This is a genomic window from Lactonifactor longoviformis DSM 17459 (assembly GCF_900129135.1).
GTDB lineage: Bacteria > Bacillota > Clostridia > Lachnospirales > Lachnospiraceae > Lactonifactor > Lactonifactor longoviformis.
The window spans coordinates 1-20,791 of sequence record NZ_FQVI01000015.1 but is presented as its reverse complement, the minus strand read 5'-3'; the positions used below and the strand labels follow the sequence as shown (position 1 = coordinate 20,791).

Genomic DNA, 20,791 nt, shown 5'->3' with positions numbered 1-20,791 from the left:
TTGCATGTTCTTTACTCCTTTTTCTCAATTCTTTCTTTTTTGTATCATCGTATACAATCAAACAATTAAGATGATTGTATACGATGATACAATATTTGTCAATGCATTCCAGGAAATTTTAGGAAGCTAAAAAATCATGAATTGAAAAGCTTCCCCATCCCTGAATGTTGTGGGTGTACCCAAGATCCCTTGCTGTCTCCTTCAGCCTGTATTTTATTTCCAGGTTGCTCATTGCCGGATATTTTTCCAGAAGCAGGGCAATTGCCCCGGATATCATAGGCGTGGACATAGAAGTCCCGCTCTTAACCGTATAAGACCTTCTGTCCGGTTTGGAGGAACAGGAAATAATGCTGTTGCCCGGGGCCACAATGTCCGGTTTGCAGATGCACTGACTGGTGGGTCCCCTTCCGGAGATCCCCTGATGGCGTGTCAGCATATCACTGGAGCCCACGGTTATCACCTTTTTGCTGCTGCCCGGAGCGGTAATGGTTCCCGGGTGCGGCCCCATGTTGCCTGCTGCGGTTACTACGATAAAGCCATCATCCCAGGCAGCCTCCACTCCTTCAATCAGGTCTTTATGTTCATCGTTTACTTTTTGTGTGGTGCCCACAGAGATGTTAATAATCCGTATATTGTAATTTTCTCTGTTCTCTCGTATCCATTCCAGGGCTTTCAGTACATGGGCTTTGCTGCCGTTTCCATCCTGATCCAGCACTTTAAGCGCGATAAGATCACAGGCGGGCGCCACTCCGCAGTAACGCCCCTTAGAAGCTATGCCGGCTCCCCCTATGATTCCCGCCACATGAGTTCCGTGTCCGTTGTCATCGTAGGGGGTGCGGCGATGATGAATAAAATCCTTAAAAACAACAATTCTATCTTCAAAATCCACATGGGGAAAGATACCGGTATCCAGTATCGCTACCCCGATATGGCGTCCAGTCAGCTTATAGTTCGTGTCCAATTGTATTGCCTCGTTATTTATGCTTACTTTAAGATATTCGCTATCAGAAAAAAAGCCATTAGCCTACTTTAATTCTTTGCAACATAAAATGAAAGCAAGGAAACATTTAAGGAGATTTTCTTGGCAGAAATACGAGATATGATACTGGATCAGAATTACGGAGATTTCATTATCCCCAACCGGCAGGGATTTCTGGAAAATTACAGGGAATACGGTGCACAGGTATTAAACAGGTATTACGGACTGATACACTATCCCTTAAACGGCAGATTCTTGGAGTATCTGAGCAGCTTTACCTATAATTTCACTCCAAAGATCCTGACTCTTATGGATACCGTCAGTCTTGATGCCTCCGGAATCACAAGAGTACAGAACCAGCCGACCCTGAATTTAAAAGGAAGCAGTATACTCATGGGATTTGTGGATACCGGGATCGACTACACCCATCCGGTTTTCCGCAGAAGTGACGGGAGCAGCAGGATCTACGGTATCTGGGATCAGACAATCCAGACAGGAACACCGCCGGAGGGTCAGTACTATGGCACCGAATATACCAATGAGCAGCTCAATGAAGCCCTGCGTTCAGACACTCCCTCTGCGCTGGTTCCCACAGAAGACACCAACGGGCACGGTACCTTTCTGGCCGGTGTTGCCGCAGGCTCTGCAATACCGGAGGAAGATTTTATCGGTGCGGCTCCGGAAGCAGCCATCGCCATGGTAAAGTTAAAAGAGGCAAAGGATTATCTGAAGGAATTTTATTTTGCCACAGGACCCGGCCCCTTTTATCAGGACACGGATATTATTCTGGGCATACGTTATCTCCTGTCACTGGCAGGCCGGCTGAACAGGGCTCTTGTAGTATGCATTGGTCTTGGTACGAACCAGGGCTCCCACTCAGGGGAATCGCCTCTGAACTCCGTGCTGAGTTCTATTTCAGAAGAACGGGGGACCCATGCCGTCGTAGCTGCAGGCAATGAGGCTGGAAAGGCGCATCATTATTATCAGTCCACAAATACCAACTGTTATCACGAGGCAGAAATCCAGGTCAAAGAAAACACCTCTGGATTTACCATGGAACTGTGGGGTTCCCCCTTGGAGACCTACTCCGTGGGATTTGAAACACCTCTTGGAGAGGTGGTTCCCAGAATTCCGGCCCGGATCCGCCTGACAGACACCATTGATTTCGTTCTGGAGAGGACGAAGATCTTTGTGAATTATGAAGGAATACAGACGATATCCGGGGGACAAATGATATTTATTCGTTTTACAGACCCCACACCGGGAGTATGGAGGTTAAGAATATACTGCAGTTCTGAGGGAACCGGAAACTTTCACATCTGGCTGCCCGTGTCAGGCTTTTCAGATCCTGACGTGATATTTCTTCAGCCTAATCCGGACACCACTTTGACCACCCCTTCTGCCTCGGACCAGGTAATTACTCCCAGTACTTATAATGCCTATGACGGAAGCCTGTTTTTAAATTCCAGCAGAGGATACACCCGTCTTGGAGATATCAAGCCGGATATTGCTGCCCCCGGTGTCAATGTATTCGGTCCCCGTGCAGGAGGAGGCTTCACCACAATGACAGGATCCTCAGTTGCTTCTGCCATTACCTCCGGGGCAGTGGCTCTAATCGCCGAATGGGGAATCACCAACCCCAGCCAGGAGCGGGTATTCAACAGCGAGGAGATAAAAACACTGCTGATCCGGGGGGCGAACCGCAGCCCCTCAAGGCTCTACCCCAACCGGGAGTGGGGATACGGAACCCTGGACGTCTATCAGATCTTTTCATCTTTTTCATCTATTCAGTAACACATACAGGCCCTGACACATAAGATGAAGTGTAATCAAACAAAAATAATGGAGGAACAAACATGAGCGATTTAGCTGCTACAAACTGTGGATGCGGATGCGAAGATACTTGTCAGGGAGGTTGCGGATGCGGTGACCGCGGATGTGGTGTACGTTCAGACTGTGGATGTGGCTTCGGCGGAAATTCCTGTGGTTCTCTGATTTGGATCCTGATCCTGCTTTGCTGCTGCGGCAACGGCGGCTTCGGCGGTGATTCCTGTGGATGCGGATGCGGAAACGACAACAACTGCTGCTGGATTATCTTACTGCTTCTGTTCTGCGGAAACGGTTCTTTCTGCTAGTACCAGTCAATAAAAAGCCGGGGAGTTTTCCCCGGCTATTTTCTTTTATACCGCCGGACCCCCTGATTTATCTGAGGCTCCTGCTTTCTCACTCCCTGTTCGGGAGAATTCTTTTTCTTTTTTGCACACTCCAGATCGATTTCGTACAGAGTGTTATCTTCTATAATAAGCTTCGTTTTGTGTGTATTCATAGATAACTCCTTACTCCTTTATAGTTTATCTTATGTCATCTCCCAGTATCTGTCATATCTTAATAATGAAAAACATAGGCTTTAAAAAAAGTGAATTTTTATGAGTGAACAAAGATCAGACAACAGGACGATTCTGGATCAGATGGTCTCCCAGGATCAAATACAAGTAATGAAAGCTGCACTTCCTTATGTTCCCCCTTCCGGGCAGCGTTTTCTGTCCGTTATGGCCAAAATGATGGAACTGCAGAATACCATTTCCCTTTTTTCCAAACCGCGGGGAGAAATGAGTATCTGTGCGGTGGAAAATGAAAAGGTGGAGCCTCTGGAAATGCTCCAGGATATCCGCCGGTTCTGCAACGGACCTACTCAGGAGCGGATCGACAGCCTTATCAACACTCTGGTCATGGTTCAGATACTCGAACTGTCCCAGGATAACAACAACACATAAAGGAGGAATAAAAGATGGACAATAATGGAAACAATAAGGAAAATAATCAGAACAACAGCTGGATGAACCATCCAAATCTTTCGGGAATGGATCCGGCCAAACTGGCGATGCTCCAGTCCCTGGCGGAACAAGGCAGCCAGAAAGGACAAAATGATATTATGCCATTTCTCATGGCAGCAGCGTCCAAAAGCAAATCCAGCGGAATGCAGTTCTCAAAAAATGAGATGGATACCATTATTGAGGTGCTGAAGATTGGCAAACCGCCGGCTGAGGTTGCAAAGATAGATCGTATGCTGCAGCTTATGAAAATGATGCGTTAATATGCAGGGGCAGGGAGGGGCAGACTTTTGCCCCTTTTTCTTGCATTTCACGAAATGGGGTGCTATACTGAAAGACGCTGAAGCATCGTGTGTTCGAGACCTTCCACACGTTAAACAAAACTAAAGGAGAATCACTATGAAAAACAAAAACATAACCTTTATCACACAGGCTGCTGTAATTGCTGCTGTGTACGTGGCTTTGACTATGATCTTTGCCCCCATAAGCTTTGGACAGATACAGATCCGTCTTGCGGAAGCACTTACGATTCTGCCCCTGTTCACCCCGGCTGCTATTCCCGGGCTATTCGTGGGCTGCCTTCTGGGCAATATTATGGGAGGAGGGATTCTCCCGGATATACTATTCGGAAGTCTGGCAACCCTGCTGGGAGCTTTGGGCACCTACGGGGTGCGGCATTTCGGCCAGAGAATCCTGCTGGTGCTCCCACCCATTGCTGCCAATACATTGATCATACCCTTTGTACTGAGGTATGGATACGGCATTCATCTGCCCATCCTCTTTTTTATGGTGACGGTTGGCATCGGCGAGATCCTCTCCTGCGGGGTTCTCGGCGGAATTTTACTGGGCATACTAAAAAAGAGGCGGCGTGTAATTTTCAGAAACTACTAAGCTCTGGGAAAAATAGCTGTGTTCTGCAGGCTGAAAAGCCGCAGAACACAGCTATTTTCTGTTATTTTTTAAAATTCTCCAGAATGCAGTCCCGGAGTAAAATAAGTGCGTTTACTACTGATTGTTCTCTTATTTTGCTTCGGTTGCCGTTGAAATGGAATTCCCGTACCTTGGTCTCTCCCTTCAGACAGCAGGCAATAAATACAGTACCCACCGGTTTTTCGGGAGTTCCTCCGTCCGGACCAGCAATGCCGGTGACGGAAACTGCCACATCCGATCCTGTGGTAAAGTTGCCTCCCTTAGCCATTTCCTTTGCACATTTGCTGCTGACTGCGCCGTAGGTTTTCAGAGTGCTTTTTTTCACCATAATAAACTTTTTCTTGGCAGAATTCGAGTAAGTGACAAACCCCTGCTTCAGAACATCCGACGCTCCCGGAACATTGACGATCCGTGCGGATAAAGCGCCCCCGGTACAGGACTCTACTGTGGTAAGACGAAGATGCTGGGCCCGCAGAAGCTCAACCACCGCTTCCTCCAGTGTTTTATTCTCATCTGTAGTGTATATATTTTTGCCAAACCGCAGCTTCAGTTCTCTGACTACTGGTTTGATCAGCTGCTTGGCCTCTTTTTCACTGGAGGCTTTGGCGGTTACCCGGATATGCACCTCTGCTGTTTTGGCATAGGTTGCAATAGTTGGATTCGTCTGGGCAGCAATGAGATCGCTGATATCCGTTTCTGCCTTGCTTTCCCCGATTCCACAGATTTTAACCATCTCTGAATAAATGATCTCCGGCTGTTTTTTCCTAAGATAAGGGTATACGGCTTCCTCAAACATGGGCTTCAGCTCATTGGGGGGACCGGGAAGGAGAATAGCAGTCTTTCCTCCGGATTCTATGATTAGCCCGGGAGCTGTCCCGTTATGATTGTCCAGGACGGATGCCCCCTGGGGAATCAGGGCCTGCTTCCAGTTGTTGGCTGTAATTTTGCCTTCGGGCTGGGACTTTATATAATTATCCATAAATGCCTGAATTCTTTCTCTGGTATGCGGATCCTCCACCAGTTCCCTTCCCATTACCCTGGCTGTAATTTCTTTTGTCATATCATCCTTTGTGGGGCCAAGTCCTCCGCAGAGTATTACAATATCCGATCGGTCAATGGCCGTGGCAATGGCTGTGGTCATCCGCTCCTCGTTGTCGCCAACCACTGTCTGATAATAGAGGGAAAGGCCAAGATTGGCGCATTTTTCCGACAGATAGGCGGCATTCGTATTCACAATGTTTCCTAAAAGTATTTCTGTACCTACACAGACTAATTCTACAACCATACATTCTCCTTTCGCAGCAGCTGCAGGTCCTTAATCCTGCATGCTGATTACCTGCCTGTTCTTCCATAAGTAATCTACCAGTGACACAACGGTAAGAATCAAAGCCAGGTAGATAAAAACAGTCTCCGCTATGTCAAAAACACCGCCCAGATCGGCAATTAGCAGGATTGTCATTATCATCTGAGATACTGTCTTAAATTTGCCCCAGTAGCTTGCGGCAATTACGATCCCATTGTCTGAAGCAATAAGACGGAAACCGCTGATAATAAATTCCCGGCTTATGATTATGATCACCAGCCATGCATGGAGCTTGCCTGTCTCCACAAAACAGATCAGCGCGGAGCATACCAGCAATTTATCGGCAAGCGGGTCCATAAATTTTCCGAAATTAGTGACCAGATTGTCCCTTCTGGCCAGATATCCATCCAAAGTATCTGTAAGGCTTGCAACAATAAACAGAACCAGCGCGATCCACTTACCGGCGCTGCCCGCAGCATCTGTCAGCATAAAAAATACAAAAAACGGGATCATTATGACACGAAGACAAGTCAGTTTATTCGGTGTATTCATCAGCTAATTCTCCTATCAAATCATATTCTAAGGCTCCGGTGACATGAACCAGAGCAAAGTCTCCGGACATTAATTCTGTCTCTGTATTCACAAAAATATATCCGTCGATTCCCGGTGCGTCTGCATACGTACGGCCCACGTAGGCATTTTCATCAGCCACCTTTCCTTCTATCATCACCTCAAGCTCCATCCCAATTCTGGAGTCCCCCTTATCCAGAGAAATCTCCTGCTGGAGTTCCATAAGCTCGGCCTTGCGCTCTTCTTTTACCTCTTCCGGAATCTGCCCCTCCATCTCTGCTGCAGGCGTGTCTTCTTCCGGAGAATAAGGAAAGACTCCCATCCGGTCAAACTCCATCTCATCCACAAATCCCATCAGCTCCTCATGCTGCTCCTGGGTTTCCCCCGGAAAGCCCGTGATCAGAGTAGTCCGCAGAACGATATCCGGTATCTCCTGCCGAAGCGTATTCACCATGACCGTCAGCTGCTCCCTGGTCGTACGCCTGCCCATGCGCTTCAGGACAGCGTCATTGGCGTGCTGGATAGGAAGATCCAGATAATGACATATCTTTTTTTCATCCTTCATGACCTGAATCAGTTCGGGATATATCTCCTCAGGATAACAGTACTGAACCCGGATCCATCGAATTCCCTTGATTCTGCACAGGCGGCTCAGAAGGATATGAAGTGACTTTTCTTTGTAAAGGTCAAGTCCGTAGAGAGTAGTCTCCTGGGCTACCAGAATCAATTCCTTGACCCCCTGTTCCGCCAGATATTCTGCCTGGCGGATCAGATGTTCCATAGGTATGCTTCGGTAGCTTCCCCTCAATTTCGGAATAATGCAGTACGTGCAGTGTTTGTCGCAGCCCTCCGCTATTTTCAGATATTCATAGTGTCCCCCGGTGGTGACTACACGGTCTGTATCCGCCAGGGGCAGGAAGTTGATATCCTGAAACTCCAGGTATTTTTCACCGGCAAATACTTTGTCCAGGGCTGTAACTATCTCTTTATAGCTGGTAGTTCCCAGAACGGCGTCTACCTCCGGAATCTCCTCCGTTATTTCTTTTTGATACCGCTGGGCCAGACATCCGGTTACCAGAAGGGCCCTGCATTTACCGGTGTTTCTGTACTCAGCCATCTCCAGAATCGTATCAATGCTCTCCTGCTTGGCATCATGGATAAAACAGCAGGTATTAACGACTATTACATCTGCCTCCTCCTCTGTATCCGTGATTTCATATCCGCGGGCAACCAAAAGCCCGAGCATCTCCTCGGAATCCACAAGATTTTTATCGCATCCCAGAGAGATGAATAAAACTTTTTTCACTACATCAGTCTCCTTTTCTTTTTATGTATAAAAGGAGTGCCACCAGATACGCGCCACTCCTTTCTTGTTATTCTTCGCTTTCTTTTTTATCCAGCTCGTCGTCAGAGACAATCTTAACTTTCCCTTTATAAAGCTCCTCAACTGCAATGGACAAAGGCTTTTTCCCCCGGGAACTCACAAGGGGATCTTCCCCGCCGATAATCTGTCTGGCTCTTTTGCTGGTGGCCAGGACTATAGAATACCTGCTGTTTACCAATGGTGCCTCATCCGGTTCAAGCTCACTGTTTACTACCTGCATTAATTCTGAATAAGATGGATGTATCATATATCCTCATTCTCCTTTCATAAATACCTTTAATTCATTCCCAATCTGCTGTATCAGGGAAAGATTTTCACTGACTTTGTGGTGCTGACTCTGAATCACCTGATGCATTTCCTCTGCGCACTGCTCCAATTCATCATTGATCAAAAGATAATCATATCTTTCCATGCCCTCTGCCTCCTCGGCAGCTCTCTGCAGCCGGGATGCAATGACCTCGGAGGTTTCTGTGCCCCGTCCCACCAGCCTTCTTTTCAGCTCTCCGGCACTGGGAGGAGCCACAAATAAAAGAAGGGCGTCCGGAACCTTTTCCTTAACTTTTAAGGCTCCCTGGATCTCTATCTCCAGGATGACATCTCTGCCCGCCTCCAGCTGCTTTTCCACGTAGTCCTTGGGAGTGCCGTAATAATTCCCAACATACTGCGCATATTCAATCAGGGCATCCTCTTTAATTAGCTGTTCAAATTCTTCCCTTGTTTTGAAAAAGTATTCCCGTCCGTCTTCTTCTCCCTCCCTGGGGGCTCTTGTTGTCGCTGAGACAGACAGCGCGTAATTCATGTATCTGTTCATCAGGGCCCGCATCAGTGTGCCCTTGCCGGCTCCGGAGAATCCGGATACCACAACCAGTACTCCTTTTTTACTCATCATATTCCCCTTTAATCTCTCCCTCTCTGAAAGAGGAAAATCTTTTTGTAATCGTCTCCGGCTGCAGGGCGGAAAGCACAAGAATATCTTCCCCTGTCACAATGACAGACTTTGTCTTCCTTCCCTGGGTGGCGTCGACCGTTTTGCCGGCCTCCTTGGCGTTTTGTACCATACGCTTAATGGGAGCGGCATCGGGACTTACAACGGCAATTATCTTATCCGTATTTACAACATTTCCAAATCCAATGTTAATTAACTTTGCCAATGGTATCCCTCTCTGTTACTCAATATTCTGTATCTGTTCCCGGATTTTTTCAATCTCGGTTTTTAGATCAATGGCTGTATTGGAAGTTTCCAAATCATTCGCTTTCGAGAGAATGGTGTTTGCCTCCCGGTTCATCTCCTGGGCGATAAAGTCCAGCTTTCTCCCTATGCCGTCCCCTTCCTGCAGAACATTTTTCATATTATTTACATGGCTTCTCAGGCGGACCGTCTCCTCATCCGTGCAGATTTTATCTGCAAATAATACCACCTCAGCGGCTATACGGCTGTCCTCAATCTGAGAATCGGCCAGCAGCTCTCTGGTGCGTTCCTCCAGTTTGGCCCGATATTCCTTTAGAATCTCTGGAGCACGCTGCTCTACCAGATGAATCTTATCGTTCATTCCGTCTAATTTGGTAATAATGTCTTCTTTGAGATGCGCGCCCTCCTTTTTCCTTTCCTCCACAAACTGGCAGGCAGCCTGGGTAATTCCTTGTTCCAGAAAGCTCCACAGCTCCTTTTCATCCAGGGACTGCTCCTCCATGACGAACACTTCCGGATATTTCGAAAGATGGGACACGCAGATATCATCCTTCAGCTGAAACTCACTGCACATATCTCTGAGATATCCCAGGTACTCAGCAGCGATCTCCCGGTTGTACTTTATATTGACTCTTTTCTGGGTAAAGTCCTCGTAAGTGATAAATACATCAACTTTTCCCCTCTGAATGTATTCTTTCAGGAGATTGCGGATAGATGCCTCAAAAATGCTTAATTTCTTAGGCATCCGAAGGTTAATATCCAGGTATCTATGGTTCACGGACTTCATCTCTACGGTGAATTTTCTCTCTTCATCAGCGATCTCGGCACGGCCGAAGCCCGTCATACTTTTAATCATTTCATCCACTCTTTTCTGTTCCTGATTTGCCTCCCGGGCATAAACATACAAAATTATTATAAGTCATTACAAATCCCTAGTCAAATCCTTTTTCAAATGTATTTTGCCTGCAGACGTTTTTTCTGCTATAATAACTCCAGAACGGAAAGGAGATTTTTTATGGCATTCGACGGAATTACCATTGCAAATATAGTACATGAGTTAAATCAGACTATTACAGGAGGGAAGATCAATAAAATTGCCCAGCCGGAAGCAGACGAACTTCTTCTTACAATTAAAAATCAGAGAGTACAGCACCGGCTTCTCATCTCAGCCAGCGCCTCGCTCCCCCTGATCTATCTGACCCAGAACAATAAACCCAGCCCTCTTACAGCACCGAATTTCTGTATGCTTCTGCGCAAGCATATTGGAAGCGGAAAAATCACTGCAGTAACCCAGCCGGGGCTCGAGCGGGTCATCCGGATCGAGATTGAGCACCTCAACGAACTGGGGGATCTCTGTCACAAAACCCTGGCGGTGGAAATCATGGGAAAGCACAGCAACATTATTTTCCTGGATGAGACAGAAAAGATCCTTGACAGCATCAAACACGTATCCTCTCACATGAGTTCCGTACGAGAGGTACTTCCCGGCAGAAATTATTTTATTCCGGAGACCCAGGAGAAAAAAAATCCTCTGAATATTTCAGAAGATGAATTTGCCGATTTTGTCTACAGCAAACCCCTTCCGGTCTCCAAAGCTCTCTATACCTCTCTCACCGGAATCAGTCCTGTTATGAGCGAAGAAATCTGCTGCAGGGCCTCTGTGGACGGGGGCGCTTCTGTCAGCTCGCTTTCAGAAGCCGAGAAGATCCACCTGTTCCATACATTTGAACGGCTGATGGATGATATCCGGCAGGGGAACTTTTGCCCAACTATTATTTTCGAGGATGAGGCTCCCCTGGAATATGCCTCGGTTCCTCTTATGAAGTATGAGGGATTCCGGACAGAGGAATACGATTCTATCTCCCAGGTGCTGGAGCATTATTATGCGGCAAAAAATGTAATCACCCGGATCCGTCAGAAATCGGCAGATTTGAGAAAAGTGGTTCAGACTGCGCTGGAGAGGAACCGGAAAAAATTCGATCTGCAGACCAGACAGAAGAAGGATACTGTGAAAAAAGACAAATATAAGGTCTACGGGGAATTACTTAATACTTACGGATATAATCTGGAAGAGGGCTGCCGTTCCTTTCAGGCATTGAATTACTACACCAATGAAGAGATTGTCATACCCCTGGATCCTGCCATGACGCCCCAGGAGAATGCAAAAAAATATTTTGACAGGTATAATAAGCTGAAACGGACGGCTGAGGCGCTGGAAGAGCAGCTGAAGGATACACAAAGCGAGATCGAGCACCTGGAGTCTATCAGCACTGCCCTGGATATTGCCAGAAAAGAAGAGGATTTGGTACAGATTAAGGAAGAGCTTGTGCAGTACGGATATATAAAAAGGAAAGGACCTTCAGGAAAAAAAGTAAGAGTAACTGCAAAACCTCTCCATTATATTTCCTCTGACGGTTATCATATGTATGTGGGGAAAAATAATTATCAGAATGAGGAGCTGACCTTTAAATTTGCTGTGGGCAATGACTGGTGGTTTCACGCAAAAGGACAGCCAGGCTCCCACGTCATTGTTAAGACAAACGGAGACGAGCTGCCTGACCGCACCTTTGAGGAGGCCGGCCGGCTGGCTGCCTATTATTCCAAAGGAAGGCAGGCTCCCAAGGTTGAAATTGATTATACGGAGAAAAAAAATGTGAAAAAGCCCGGCGGGGGAAAACCAGGCTTTGTCATCTATTATACCAACTACTCTCTCATGATCGAACCGGATATCTCCGGGATTCATGAGGTAGTCTAGGCTCTCTTTTTCGGTGCAGTGAGATCATAGCTCTCCTGCACCATTCTTTTAATGTCTTTATCCGGGACCGTTCCGTCCAATATGATAGAATTCCAGTGCATTTTATTCAGATGATACCCGGGGATTACGGAGGAAAATGCCTCCCTCCAAAACTCTCTCCACTGGGGATCACATTTAACATTCACCCAAATATGTCCTTCCCGCTGAAAGATCCAGGCAAATACCTTCTGGTTTTCTTTGTGCCGCATCACGGTCCAGTTGGGATCCTGAAAGGGATAATCCTCATAAGAATTCTTAAGTTTCAGACAAAAGTCAATGACATCTTTTCTGTTTTTCATATCTATATGCTCCTCTGCTGGTGACTTAGCAAGTTCCCGGGAATTATCATAAGCAGACCGGGGTCCGCTTGTTCTTTATTATATCACGAGGGAAGGCCAGGTGACAAACCTTTATTCCCCTGTACCGATAGCTTCCACAATGCTCCTCTTCGCCGCCTGCCTTAAAGGAATGGCTGTGGCAGTAAGACAGACAAAAGCTGCGAATACCGATGCCGCAGCAACAGCAGACAGAGGGAGTTCCCGGAGTGAAAAGGAGCCGCCTGCCGCTCTGTAAATCACATAGGTACATAAGAGTCCTGCCGCTGAACCTGTACCGGCAGCCCAGAGGCTGTAATACACTCCCTCCCACAGAAACGTCTTGTACAGGGATCCCGTGCTCATTCCCACCGCCCGCTGTATACCGATTTCTGTGATGCGGGTGTGAATATTCGTATAAACAGTGTTGATTATATTTAAGATGCCGATAAGCCCGATAAAAATTATAAATCCCCAGCTGAGCAGCCGGATCTGTTGAAAGCTCTCCTCCAGCTGCCGGTCCGTGTTCCTGTAGGACAGCCAGGTACTCCCGGGGATCTGTCCGCAGAATGCCTTTAGTCTTTCTTCAAACGCAGCTTCATCAGCCCTGGAGGTCAGAACCGGATACAGTTCCGTATATTGACTGCTTCCTGTTAAACGATCGTAGAGCTTATCTGTCACAATCACCTGTACGCCATTTTGAAACCCGTCGTTATTGACCGTAACACAGCCGTCAGTCACTGCGGCAACATCCAGTTTATGGCCTTCCACTTCTATGGTATCTCCTTTTTGAATCTGTGTGCGGGCAAGCTCTCTGCCTTGGAATGACACAGGGATCGGATTTTTAACCACACAGGCAGTCCCCTCCTGTATCTGAGTTTTCTTCTCTTCCGACAATTCCCCGGCAAGCTTCCAGATACGCCCGGTATCTATGCCTGTAATCTGGAAGGTTTCCCCTGGCTGAAGGGAAAGATTTACATCCAGAGGAAGCTCCCCATTGTCATCCTGCTGGAAACAGCTGAATTTTGTCGCCCGAAAAGATGCAACAGCAGGGTCCGCTGCCAGATTTGACGCCTCATGGGGAGTAAATCCTGTGGCTTTATTAGTGACGGAATAATCTCCCGGATGCATATCTCTCACCTCTCTTGATGTGTCAAGCAATCGTGTGAAGCTCTGGAGTGCAACGAAAACTGCGATACTCATTGCGAGAGACAGGACCGTAATAAAGGTTCTTGCAGGGTTGCGTCTCAGATTCAGACGTCCGTAAAATGCCTCAAAATGCTTTATCTTCTTCCTTCTTCTTCTCCGCCTTCCTGCCTTTGCAGATGTATGCCCTATGGCTGTTACCGGAGAAACTCTTGCCGCATAAGATGCAGCAGGAAGAGAAGCCAATAATGAGGACGCCAGGGTAATCAGAATGCTGCCTGACACTGCCCACAGACTATTGTCTCCCGACTGCCGTACCAGAGAAAGCAATTCCTCTGGAGAACCGGTTTGAAATGCCTCAGGGGATAAAATAGTCAGCACGCTTTCCAGAATCTCTCCTGAGGCTGCTATCCCGCCGGCGGTTCCCAGCGGAATCCCAACGGCACAGAATATCAGGATCTCCAGAGTAATAAGCCAGTAAAGCTGTATACGCTCTGTTCCTATCGCCCGAAGGACTCCATACTGGCTCATCCGCCGGGTAACTGTGATTTTTAGGATATTATAAATCACAAGACCGCTGGCAAGCAGAACCAGAACACCAACCATGATTGCAGAAAGCATTAAAAATGGGAATCCCTGGGCTTCTTCTGTCTCTTCCCCGTAAGGTACGCCAAGGGCATTCAGGTAGATCCAGTTATACTGTATCTCATCTTCGGACATATGGATGGACTCCCCAAGAGATTCAATCTGTTCCTGAAAGTCATCCAGGCTGCGAAGGCGGAGATCCGCAGCGAACAGCTGGTATTTTTCCGGAAGTACCCTTTCTGCGGTTCTTTCCCCGGCTATTCCGGAAACAGCACCGCTGGTGTACCCCAGATAATTGTTTTCAAGAATACCTGTCAAAAGAAAATCCTGCGTATATTCCCAGGGCAGCTGGTCATCATGAAGAAGGGTTATAGAAAGCCTCAGGGAGATGGTATCTCCGATCTCTCCGGAAAATCCTAAAAGCTGCAGTGCATCCTCCGGCAGAGCTATCTCCAGAGGTTTTTCCGGCAGACGTCCTTTTTTCACTCTCTTTATTTGGGGATAAATGGACAAATCCTCCTCCAGATACTCTCTTAACTGCAGACGCAGTCCGCTGTTCCCCAAGCTGGCAGTTCCGAGACTCTGCCAGCTTGCGGCAAATTCCAGCCGGCGGTCAGCAAACAGCCTTTCTTTTTCCTCCCGGGTAATCTGGTGAAAAGTTACATGTCTGTCCCCGTTCAGCACAGAGGCCTGGTGAAGCCGCATAGCAGTAAGGATTCCTATGGACTGGCAGATTACAGCAGTCATGAGGGAGGACAGAATGACAGCTGCCAGGATAAGAAAGGAGGTAACCTTCTGTACCTTCAGTTCTCTCCATACCAGGGATGTGTAGGATCTCATAACCGCTCCACCTCCCTCAGGATTCCGTCCGCCATAACAAACTGCCGCCCAGCCTGTTCTGCAATCCGAGGATCGTGTGTAATAATCACAAGGGCCTTTTTCATCTCTCTGTGGATTGCCAGCAAAAGTTCCATGACTTCCTTCCCGTTCCGGGAGTCCAGATTGCCTGTGGGTTCATCTGCAAAGATAATTTCCGGCTTCGCACTCAGGGCTCTGGCAATGGCAGCCCGCTGTTTCTGTCCCCCTGAGAGCTGTCCCGGCAGATGGTCCAGCCGGTTTTTTAATCCAAGAATCTCCATTAGAAAAGATAAATATTCCTCATCCGGCTTCCGCCGGTCTAAAAGCAGCGGCATCAAGATATTCTCCCGGACGGTCAGAACCGGAAGCAGATGGAACTGCTGAAATACGAACCCCACTTTTTGGCGGCGGAGAGCAGACAGCTCTTTATCGCTGCCTCTATGTATGTTTCTGCCATTATAGGTTACGGTACCCCTTGTAGGGGTGTCCAGACCGCTGATAATATGCAGAAGGGTACTTTTTCCGCTGCCGGAAGGCCCCATAATAGACAAAAAATCTGTTTCCCCTATGACCATATCCGCCTGATCCAAGGCAATAATCTGGCTCTCTCCTTTTCCGTAAATTTTTGATACGCCGTTTACACAAATCTCCATAAAAAACACTCTCCTTTCTGATAAAGAAGAGTGTACGATACAAATCTCAATTTTCTCTCAACCTGCGGTCATGAGGCGATTTCATAAATACAGCCGACGCTCTGGCACCGGTTCCCATATTCTTCAGATATAATTTACCCTCCATCTTTTCACACAAAATTCTGCTGATGTAGAGTCCCATGCCATAATGCCTGTCCCCTTCCGTCCCTTTCTGGAAGGGACAGGGACCGTTTTTTAGAATCTCTTCCGGATAACCGGGACCGTCATCAGTAACTGTCAGCGTCAGATGGGAGCTTGATTCACTCAGGAAAATATGAATCCTGCGTTCGGCAAATCGGACGGCATTTCCAATCAGATTTTCTGCAATATGAGAAAAAAGATCGGTATCCAGATATACCTGGCCCCATCCCTTCCCTTCCACATCACACTGCTGCTCCGCAGAAAGAAGCTTTATCGTCTCCTTCAATTCCGCGATAAGGGTATCCACAGAAGTCTTCCTGCACCGGACAGGCAGCTGTTCCAACCGCTGCACACTGCTCATAGCTTCTACATATTGTTCGATTCTGCGGGTATAAACCGCCATGCGCCTGAGGATCTCGGGATTCTGAGGCTCATGCTCGAGCAGTGTAAGAGAGCCCTTCAAAACAGTTACGGGATTGCGCAGCTCATGGGAAAAGGCTGCATTCAGATGTCTTCTGTCCTCGTTTTGTCTCCACATATCCCGTTTATTCCTTAGCAGTTCTTTCTGCATGGTTTCAAATGCCCGGCAAAGCTGGCCAAGTTCATCTCTTGAGGCTTCAGGCATTACAAAGTCCAGGTCATTGGCGATTACTTTTTCTGCTGCGTATGTTAAATCAGCTATAGGCTTTTTTAATTTATACCGGTAAAACAGAATATCTGCCAGCACCAGCCCCCCGGTCAGAAACAGGGCAGGAAGTGCAAACTGCAGAATGGACAAAATCCTTGAGAGTCCGTCCCCGGATCCGGAAGCAGCGGGGGGCAAAAATCGCATCGTTGTTTCAGGCCCTATTTCAAGTTCCAGGCTTGTTCCAGACAGTGAGGAACGAAGACAAACACAGGAGCCAAAAGCAATTCCTCCTAAAAGGAGTCCTCCCAGCAGACACCAGAAAGTAAGCCAGAAAAATGCCTGTTTGAGTCCCATTCGTTTTATGTATTCCATTTATATCCGCACCCCCAGACGGTTCCTATCAAGTGTTCCAATCCAAAGGCAGAGAGCTTGATGCGTATTTTTCGTATGTGTTCCATAATAGTATCGCTGTTCCCTCCTCCGTCATATCCCCATATACATTCATACATCCGCTCCCTGTCAAATACCTGGCCTTCATGGGATGAGAGAAGCTCGATAATATCAAACTCCCGCCGGGAAAAGTTCACAGATTTCCTGCCTACGGTTACGGTTCTGGCTGTATAGTCAACGGCAAGCTCTCCAAAAAAGCGTACATTTCCTGAGAACTGCCTGCGCTGCTCTCTTCGCAGGTGCGCCTCCACTCTGGCCCCCAGTTCCTCCAGATCAAAGGGTTTAACCACATAATCGTCCCCTCCGGCCTGAAATCCTTTGATTTTATCCTGAGATTCTACCCTGGCAGTAAGAAAAAGTATCGGACAGGCGACATATTCCCGGATACGTTCACATACGGACAGACCGTCCAGTCCGGGCATAGTAATATCCAAAAGTATCAGATCCGGATCGCAGGAGACCTTGCTGAGCACTTGCTCTCCGTCTGCCGCAGTAATTGTCTGGTACCCCAGCCCCTGAAAATAGCTGCTTACAATCTCAACAATGCCTGTTTCATCGTCTGCGATTAATAGTTTGGGAGACATTTATACAGCACCTCCTTTCTTTCAACTATACCAGGTCTTTCTCAATTTTTTATCAATTTTTTCCTGCTGCGTACTATCTACTCTAATGCATTCTTAATTTTCTTGTCCCTGTGAATGATGCGGTCACTGCGGTTTGCATAAGAATAGCACCTGGCTTTCAACAGAATTCGGCGTCCTTCCGGTGTCCTGGTATAGATGAGTTTGTAATTTCCTATGCTCGGCATTACCGCGCGGTGAAACAGGGATGCTTCCTCCTTTGATTTGGAAAACAGAGAGGGTACAGGAAACCACTGTTCTCCCCGCCTCCTCTGCTGCCCGGCATGCAGCAGATACCTTTGGTTATCCACAACTCCGAGAAATTCACTCAGGCAGGAGGCAAAGATATCCTTTTCCCTGGCGGTTCCGCCCTTCAGCCACGCATAAAATAATACCCCGTCCTGCTCCTGTACCGCTACTTTTGTTTCGGAAACAATATATCCGCCCTGAATCAAAGCTTTCTGTATCCCGTTCCCGATAGACTGAAGACGCCTGCAGGGTGTAAAAATCCTGGCCAGCTTCCCTCCGTACCGGATCAGGCCCATGAGACAGACGGCAGAACACAGAAGAAAGAATAAAGCGTGAAGAGACGTTCCGCCCTGCCCTCTGGCGTAGAAATAAAATACGGAGTTGCACACTTCGAGTAAGAGACAGAGAAGCTGAGCCCCGATGATATTATAAAGCAAAAGACCGGGGGCAAGTTTTTCTTTCGGGATCCTGCATTCATCGGCCACTTCCGGCTTATCAAAGATAACCAGCGCTTTTTCCCACTTTTCTTTCAGGCACGCTCTGTTCTCCGCCATCTTTCTCATGGTTTCGTTTATTTCCTCCACGCGTTCAGGGGTAAACGGTTCCTTGATTGCAGTCAGCCGTTCGACTCCATTTTCAATGGTATTTTCCGTATAGTTGAGCCCCAAAAAGCCTTCCATCCTGCGCTTCAGAGCAATATAGTCCTGGGATTCCTCCGGACCCTCCAGGCATACCAGATGCCAGATATTGCTTGTCTTTTCCTGATGGCCGGGCATTACCCGGACAGCCCGCCCCCGCATCTGGTTGCTCAGTACATAGGAGCCTACAAAACTGGCCAGTATCAGGGAATTAATGCAGGGGGAATCCCATCCTTCTCCCAACAAAGACTTGGTTCCGACCAGCACCTGCATATATCCGGCTTCCAGAATTTTGGTCACCAAAAGCGTCGCCGTATGCTTTTTTCCGCCTATGACAACTTCTGTGTATCCAAGAGTTGTTCCTTCTTTGTCTGCAAGCTCTTTTCCGGTTACGGTAACTTTTCCTACCGTCTGTCTGTCTGCAAGCTCTTTCAGATAGGGAACCGCTTCCGAAGGAAGAATCACCATGCTGCCGCACAGAATACCTAATCGCAGCTCTTGAGGAAGGTTTCTGCGGAGCATTTCAAAAATAGGCAGTACGCCGATACTGTCTGCTGCCTGCCCTGGATTTCCCAGAGCAGGTATATATTCTTTTCGGATATAGTCAGTTAAAATAAGCAGCCTAAGCTCTCTGCCCAGCGTCTGGTGTTCCGAGATTACGATATCTTGTATACTGTTCAGCTTTCCCTTGCTGGTAATCAGCAGCTTCTCTATGGCTTGGTTCATCACCAGTCCCACTTTTTTTCTCTCGATCAGCTTAGCCCTCTTCAGCTCCTTTAACAGTTCTTCGCGATATCCCTCCTCACAGGGATAGCTGTCTGTATCCTCATACAAAAACCCCTGGAGCAGGATTTCCATCCATTTAGGATTCATGCGGGGAAGATGTGTTACCCCTAAAAGTTTCAGCCACTTTCGGGAATACGGAATCCCCTTCTCCTGAAAAAAAATCAGAAGAGAGGAGAGGTACGGAGGATTTTCCAAAAGTGTATCCGCGCAGGCTGCATAATCACCGATTCCCCGGTGACCGGAAATGGCGCTTACAAACAGTTCGTCTGACATCAGCCGTTTTATAGTTTCATCTACCCTTTTTCGAAAGCTTCGGACGGTTTTCTGCTCTTCCCTTGTGGGATAATTAAAATATACATAATCCTGGTGAGGGCAGAGACTCCCCTCTCTCACAAGTTCAGGCACAAGGATCTCTTCATCAATAGGACCGCACAGACGGCTGTACCTTTCCCACTCCAATGGGGTGGAATCATAGGGCGGGGTTGCCGTCAGGGCTATAATGTAGACATCCTTCAGCTCCCTCACAAATTCCTCCAAAGCCTTCCACCACTCACTTCTGAGATGATGACATTCGTCGAGACAGATAGTTCTTATTCCCCGGTTTCTGACAGTATGAAGCAAATCAAAATCTGCATAATCCAGAGAGTCTTCCTCCTCTTTTCCTTTTGACACAGCGCTATATAAGCTTTGGTATGTAATGGACGTGATCAGGCCAGGCGCTTGGATCTGGTTGGATAAAATCGCCTTATCGTACCCGCTTCCGCATAAAAAGGCCTCTCTCACACGTTCCAGCCATTGTTCCCGTATGACAATAGCCGGCGATAAAATCAGACAGGGCTCTCCCAGGCGGCGTATCAGTTCAATACCGAGTGTCGTCTTGCCGGAACCCGGAGGGGCAACAACATGAATTTTACCGTCATTCCTATACATTTCTGCGGATTCAAGAACCCGCCTCTGGTACTTCCTCCAAGTACCCTTGAATTCTAAAATATCCTCATATACATTCATTTTTCCCTGCTCCTCTACTGCCGTTCCCTGAGCGTCACATGAACTAAATCACCCGCTTGCTTGCCCAGTGCCGTCCGGATATCCTTCCTCATGCCCAGAATATATCCAGGCGTCTTCATCCGGACCAAACTGCCGTTATACTCTATACCATCAAAAGCAGCACAGACCTTAACCCGCCCCTTGCCAAATTCTTCCCTGACATCAAAAGGGATTTCTATATAAGCACCGTCAATGTCAGGGACCTTTTTGATGACTGCGTCAAATTCATACGTCTTTTCATTCATTTTCCTTATAATTCCTTTGTTTTGTTTTTCATTATCATATACTATTCCCGGCAGAGGCGTCAAATAAACTTTGCTATAGCAAAAAGGGACAGGGCATCCCTCATATGGGACACCCCGATCGTATTTTGAGGCTGTGAAAAAACAGTCCGAATAAAAAAAGAGGATTTTCAATACACTTTAGTGGTTGAAAATCCTCTTTTTGTGGTAAAATTTATCTGCTATGAAAAACAATACCACAACTTATTCTATACCAAAACAAGGCACTTTGCCAATGTTTATTTCAGATTTTCTTGATATTTGTGACCCTGTTTTAACTTTTGACAAATTCATGGAGGGAATTGATCTAACTAAGTATCTCGACAAACTGCCGGCGCGTGAGACCGGACGGGTCAGATATAATCCTGTCAACATG

Annotated in this window: 22 protein-coding genes and 1 pseudogene; 7 read left to right on the top strand and 16 right to left on the bottom strand. The window is 47.4% G+C overall.

Translation table 11 applies throughout. From position 1 onward, the window contains the following. Positions 1-118 precede the first annotated feature (118 nt). Positions 119-961, bottom strand: coding sequence for a S8 family peptidase (locus BUA56_RS13795; protein WP_072852709.1), 843 nt, complete (start codon positions 959-961; stop codon positions 119-121). Positions 962-1,081: 120 nt separating this feature from the next. Between BUA56_RS13795 and BUA56_RS13790 the strand changes: the two genes are divergently transcribed. Together BUA56_RS13790 and BUA56_RS13785 are read left to right on the top strand one after the other, a co-directional pair. Then, positions 1,082-2,773 carry a S8 family peptidase gene (locus BUA56_RS13790; protein WP_103710780.1) on the top strand — a complete coding sequence of 564 codons (1,692 nt, stop codon included), beginning with the start codon at positions 1,082-1,084 and terminating at the stop codon, positions 2,771-2,773. Positions 2,774-2,835: 62 nt separating this feature from the next. Beyond that, positions 2,836-3,114, top strand: a complete 279-nt coding sequence (locus BUA56_RS13785; protein WP_072852707.1) for a hypothetical protein — start codon at positions 2,836-2,838, stop codon at positions 3,112-3,114. A 35-nt stretch (positions 3,115-3,149) separates the two neighbouring features. On the opposite strand, the gene BUA56_RS23010 is transcribed toward BUA56_RS13785, so the two are convergent. Further along, positions 3,150-3,305: a hypothetical protein gene (locus BUA56_RS23010; protein WP_154261758.1), complete on the bottom strand. Its 156-nt coding sequence runs from the start codon at positions 3,303-3,305 to the stop codon at positions 3,150-3,152. Between the two features lie 100 nt (positions 3,306-3,405). Here BUA56_RS23010 and BUA56_RS13780 point away from each other — a divergent pair, with 100 nt between their 5' ends. The 3 genes from BUA56_RS13780 to BUA56_RS13770 all read left to right on the top strand — a co-directional run bounded on the left by BUA56_RS13780 (position 3,406) and on the right by BUA56_RS13770 (position 4,701). Further along, complete coding sequence (locus BUA56_RS13780; protein WP_072852704.1) at positions 3,406-3,753, top strand: hypothetical protein; 348 nt, start codon at positions 3,406-3,408, stop codon at positions 3,751-3,753. 14 nt (positions 3,754-3,767) lie between these two features. After that, positions 3,768-4,073, top strand: coding sequence for a hypothetical protein (locus BUA56_RS13775; RefSeq protein ID WP_072852702.1), 306 nt, complete (start codon positions 3,768-3,770; stop codon positions 4,071-4,073). A gap of 136 nt (positions 4,074-4,209) precedes the next feature. Beyond that, entirely contained in the window at positions 4,210-4,701 is a 492-nt protein-coding gene (locus BUA56_RS13770; RefSeq protein WP_072852700.1) for a QueT transporter family protein, read from the top strand. A 61-nt stretch (positions 4,702-4,762) separates the two neighbouring features. On the opposite strand, the gene BUA56_RS13765 is transcribed toward BUA56_RS13770, so the two are convergent. The 7 genes from BUA56_RS13765 to BUA56_RS13735 form a co-directional block, all read right to left on the bottom strand. Next, positions 4,763-6,025 (bottom strand): competence/damage-inducible protein A, encoded by a 1,263-nt coding sequence (locus BUA56_RS13765; RefSeq protein WP_072852698.1) that lies wholly within the window; start codon positions 6,023-6,025, stop codon positions 4,763-4,765. A gap of 30 nt (positions 6,026-6,055) precedes the next feature. Next, entirely contained in the window at positions 6,056-6,595 is a 540-nt protein-coding gene (gene pgsA / locus BUA56_RS13760; protein WP_072852696.1) for a CDP-diacylglycerol--glycerol-3-phosphate 3-phosphatidyltransferase, read from the bottom strand. Beyond that, entirely contained in the window at positions 6,579-7,919 is a 1,341-nt protein-coding gene (gene rimO / locus BUA56_RS13755; protein ID WP_072852694.1) for a 30S ribosomal protein S12 methylthiotransferase RimO, read from the bottom strand. Before rimO ends, pgsA begins: the two co-directional genes overlap by 17 nt. 67 nt (positions 7,920-7,986) lie before the next feature. Continuing rightward, entirely contained in the window at positions 7,987-8,244 is a 258-nt protein-coding gene (rpoZ, locus tag BUA56_RS13750; protein ID WP_072852692.1) for a DNA-directed RNA polymerase subunit omega, read from the bottom strand. Positions 8,245-8,250: 6 nt separating this feature from the next. Beyond that, positions 8,251-8,883: a guanylate kinase gene (gene gmk, locus BUA56_RS13745; RefSeq protein ID WP_072852690.1), complete on the bottom strand. Its 633-nt coding sequence runs from the start codon at positions 8,881-8,883 to the stop codon at positions 8,251-8,253. Continuing rightward, positions 8,876-9,148, bottom strand: a complete 273-nt coding sequence (locus tag BUA56_RS13740) for a DUF370 domain-containing protein (protein WP_072852688.1) — start codon at positions 9,146-9,148, stop codon at positions 8,876-8,878. Before BUA56_RS13740 ends, gmk begins: the two co-directional genes overlap by 8 nt. A 15-nt stretch (positions 9,149-9,163) precedes the next feature. Further along, the gene (locus BUA56_RS13735) at positions 9,164-10,042 is read right to left on the bottom strand and encodes a YicC/YloC family endoribonuclease (protein WP_072852866.1); all 879 of its coding nucleotides are present in this window, start codon (positions 10,040-10,042) and stop codon (positions 9,164-9,166) included. Between the two features lie 159 nt (positions 10,043-10,201). Here BUA56_RS13735 and BUA56_RS13730 point away from each other — a divergent pair, with 159 nt between their 5' ends. After that, positions 10,202-11,941 (top strand): Rqc2 family fibronectin-binding protein, encoded by a 1,740-nt coding sequence (locus BUA56_RS13730; RefSeq protein ID WP_072852686.1) that lies wholly within the window; start codon positions 10,202-10,204, stop codon positions 11,939-11,941. Here BUA56_RS13730 and BUA56_RS13725 read toward each other — a convergent pair. The 7 genes from BUA56_RS13725 to BUA56_RS13695 all read right to left on the bottom strand — a co-directional run bounded on the left by BUA56_RS13725 (position 11,938) and on the right by BUA56_RS13695 (position 20,379). After that, complete coding sequence (locus BUA56_RS13725; protein WP_072852684.1) at positions 11,938-12,279, bottom strand: MmcQ/YjbR family DNA-binding protein; 342 nt, start codon at positions 12,277-12,279, stop codon at positions 11,938-11,940. The genes BUA56_RS13730 and BUA56_RS13725 overlap by 4 nt on opposite strands. A gap of 111 nt (positions 12,280-12,390) precedes the next feature. Further along, positions 12,391-14,865 carry an ABC transporter permease gene (locus BUA56_RS13720; RefSeq protein WP_072852682.1) on the bottom strand — a complete coding sequence of 825 codons (2,475 nt, stop codon included), beginning with the start codon at positions 14,863-14,865 and terminating at the stop codon, positions 12,391-12,393. Beyond that, positions 14,862-15,536 (bottom strand): ABC transporter ATP-binding protein, encoded by a 675-nt coding sequence (locus BUA56_RS13715; protein ID WP_072852680.1) that lies wholly within the window; start codon positions 15,534-15,536, stop codon positions 14,862-14,864. Before BUA56_RS13715 ends, BUA56_RS13720 begins: the two co-directional genes overlap by 4 nt. 46 nt (positions 15,537-15,582) lie before the next feature. Next, positions 15,583-16,548 (bottom strand): HAMP domain-containing sensor histidine kinase, encoded by a 966-nt coding sequence (locus BUA56_RS13710; protein WP_207650939.1) that lies wholly within the window; start codon positions 16,546-16,548, stop codon positions 15,583-15,585. Between the two features lie 155 nt (positions 16,549-16,703). After that, positions 16,704-17,378: a response regulator transcription factor gene (locus BUA56_RS13705; protein WP_072852678.1), complete on the bottom strand. Its 675-nt coding sequence runs from the start codon at positions 17,376-17,378 to the stop codon at positions 16,704-16,706. A gap of 77 nt (positions 17,379-17,455) precedes the next feature. Continuing rightward, a complete protein-coding gene (locus BUA56_RS13700) occupies positions 17,456-20,095 on the bottom strand; it encodes a DEAD/DEAH box helicase family protein (protein WP_072852676.1) in 2,640 nt (879 codons plus the stop codon). 14 nt (positions 20,096-20,109) lie between these two features. After that, on the bottom strand, positions 20,110-20,379 hold the full coding sequence (locus BUA56_RS13695) for a DUF1905 domain-containing protein (RefSeq protein ID WP_072852862.1): 270 nt from the start codon (positions 20,377-20,379) through the stop codon (positions 20,110-20,112). Positions 20,380-20,599: 220 nt separating this feature from the next. On the opposite strand from BUA56_RS13695, the pseudogene BUA56_RS23355 reads away from it, so the two are divergent. After that, a pseudogene (locus tag BUA56_RS23355) lies at positions 20,600-20,791 on the top strand (IS1182 family transposase); the annotation flags it as partial.

What these genes read in the sequence shown, in the direction of transcription:
- BUA56_RS13710 (WP_207650939.1), bottom strand. Translation starts at nt 16,548, where the DNA reads ATGCGATTTTTGCCCCCCGCTGCTTCCGGATCCGGGGACGGACTCTCA.
- BUA56_RS13770 (WP_072852700.1), top strand. Translation starts at nt 4,210, where the DNA reads ATGAAAAACAAAAACATAACCTTTATCACACAGGCTGCTGTAATTGCT.
- BUA56_RS13705 (WP_072852678.1), bottom strand. Translation starts at nt 17,378, where the DNA reads ATGTCTCCCAAACTATTAATCGCAGACGATGAAACAGGCATTGTTGAG.
- BUA56_RS13725 (WP_072852684.1), bottom strand. Translation starts at nt 12,279, where the DNA reads ATGAAAAACAGAAAAGATGTCATTGACTTTTGTCTGAAACTTAAGAAT.
- gmk (WP_072852690.1), bottom strand. Translation starts at nt 8,883, where the DNA reads ATGAGTAAAAAAGGAGTACTGGTTGTGGTATCCGGATTCTCCGGAGCC.
- rpoZ (WP_072852692.1), bottom strand. Translation starts at nt 8,244, where the DNA reads ATGATACATCCATCTTATTCAGAATTAATGCAGGTAGTAAACAGTGAG.
- BUA56_RS13700 (WP_072852676.1), bottom strand. Translation starts at nt 20,095, where the DNA reads ATGAATGTATATGAGGATATTTTAGAATTCAAGGGTACTTGGAGGAAG.
- pgsA (WP_072852696.1), bottom strand. Translation starts at nt 6,595, where the DNA reads ATGAATACACCGAATAAACTGACTTGTCTTCGTGTCATAATGATCCCG.
- BUA56_RS13720 (WP_072852682.1), bottom strand. Translation starts at nt 14,865, where the DNA reads ATGAGATCCTACACATCCCTGGTATGGAGAGAACTGAAGGTACAGAAG.
- BUA56_RS13765 (WP_072852698.1), bottom strand. Translation starts at nt 6,025, where the DNA reads ATGGTTGTAGAATTAGTCTGTGTAGGTACAGAAATACTTTTAGGAAAC.
- BUA56_RS13785 (WP_072852707.1), top strand. Translation starts at nt 2,836, where the DNA reads ATGAGCGATTTAGCTGCTACAAACTGTGGATGCGGATGCGAAGATACT.
- BUA56_RS13715 (WP_072852680.1), bottom strand. Translation starts at nt 15,536, where the DNA reads ATGGAGATTTGTGTAAACGGCGTATCAAAAATTTACGGAAAAGGAGAG.
- BUA56_RS13730 (WP_072852686.1), top strand. Translation starts at nt 10,202, where the DNA reads ATGGCATTCGACGGAATTACCATTGCAAATATAGTACATGAGTTAAAT.
- BUA56_RS13780 (WP_072852704.1), top strand. Translation starts at nt 3,406, where the DNA reads ATGAGTGAACAAAGATCAGACAACAGGACGATTCTGGATCAGATGGTC.
- BUA56_RS13695 (WP_072852862.1), bottom strand. Translation starts at nt 20,379, where the DNA reads ATGAATGAAAAGACGTATGAATTTGACGCAGTCATCAAAAAGGTCCCT.
- BUA56_RS13735 (WP_072852866.1), bottom strand. Translation starts at nt 10,042, where the DNA reads ATGATTAAAAGTATGACGGGCTTCGGCCGTGCCGAGATCGCTGATGAA.
- BUA56_RS13775 (WP_072852702.1), top strand. Translation starts at nt 3,768, where the DNA reads ATGGACAATAATGGAAACAATAAGGAAAATAATCAGAACAACAGCTGG.
- BUA56_RS23010 (WP_154261758.1), bottom strand. Translation starts at nt 3,305, where the DNA reads ATGAATACACACAAAACGAAGCTTATTATAGAAGATAACACTCTGTAC.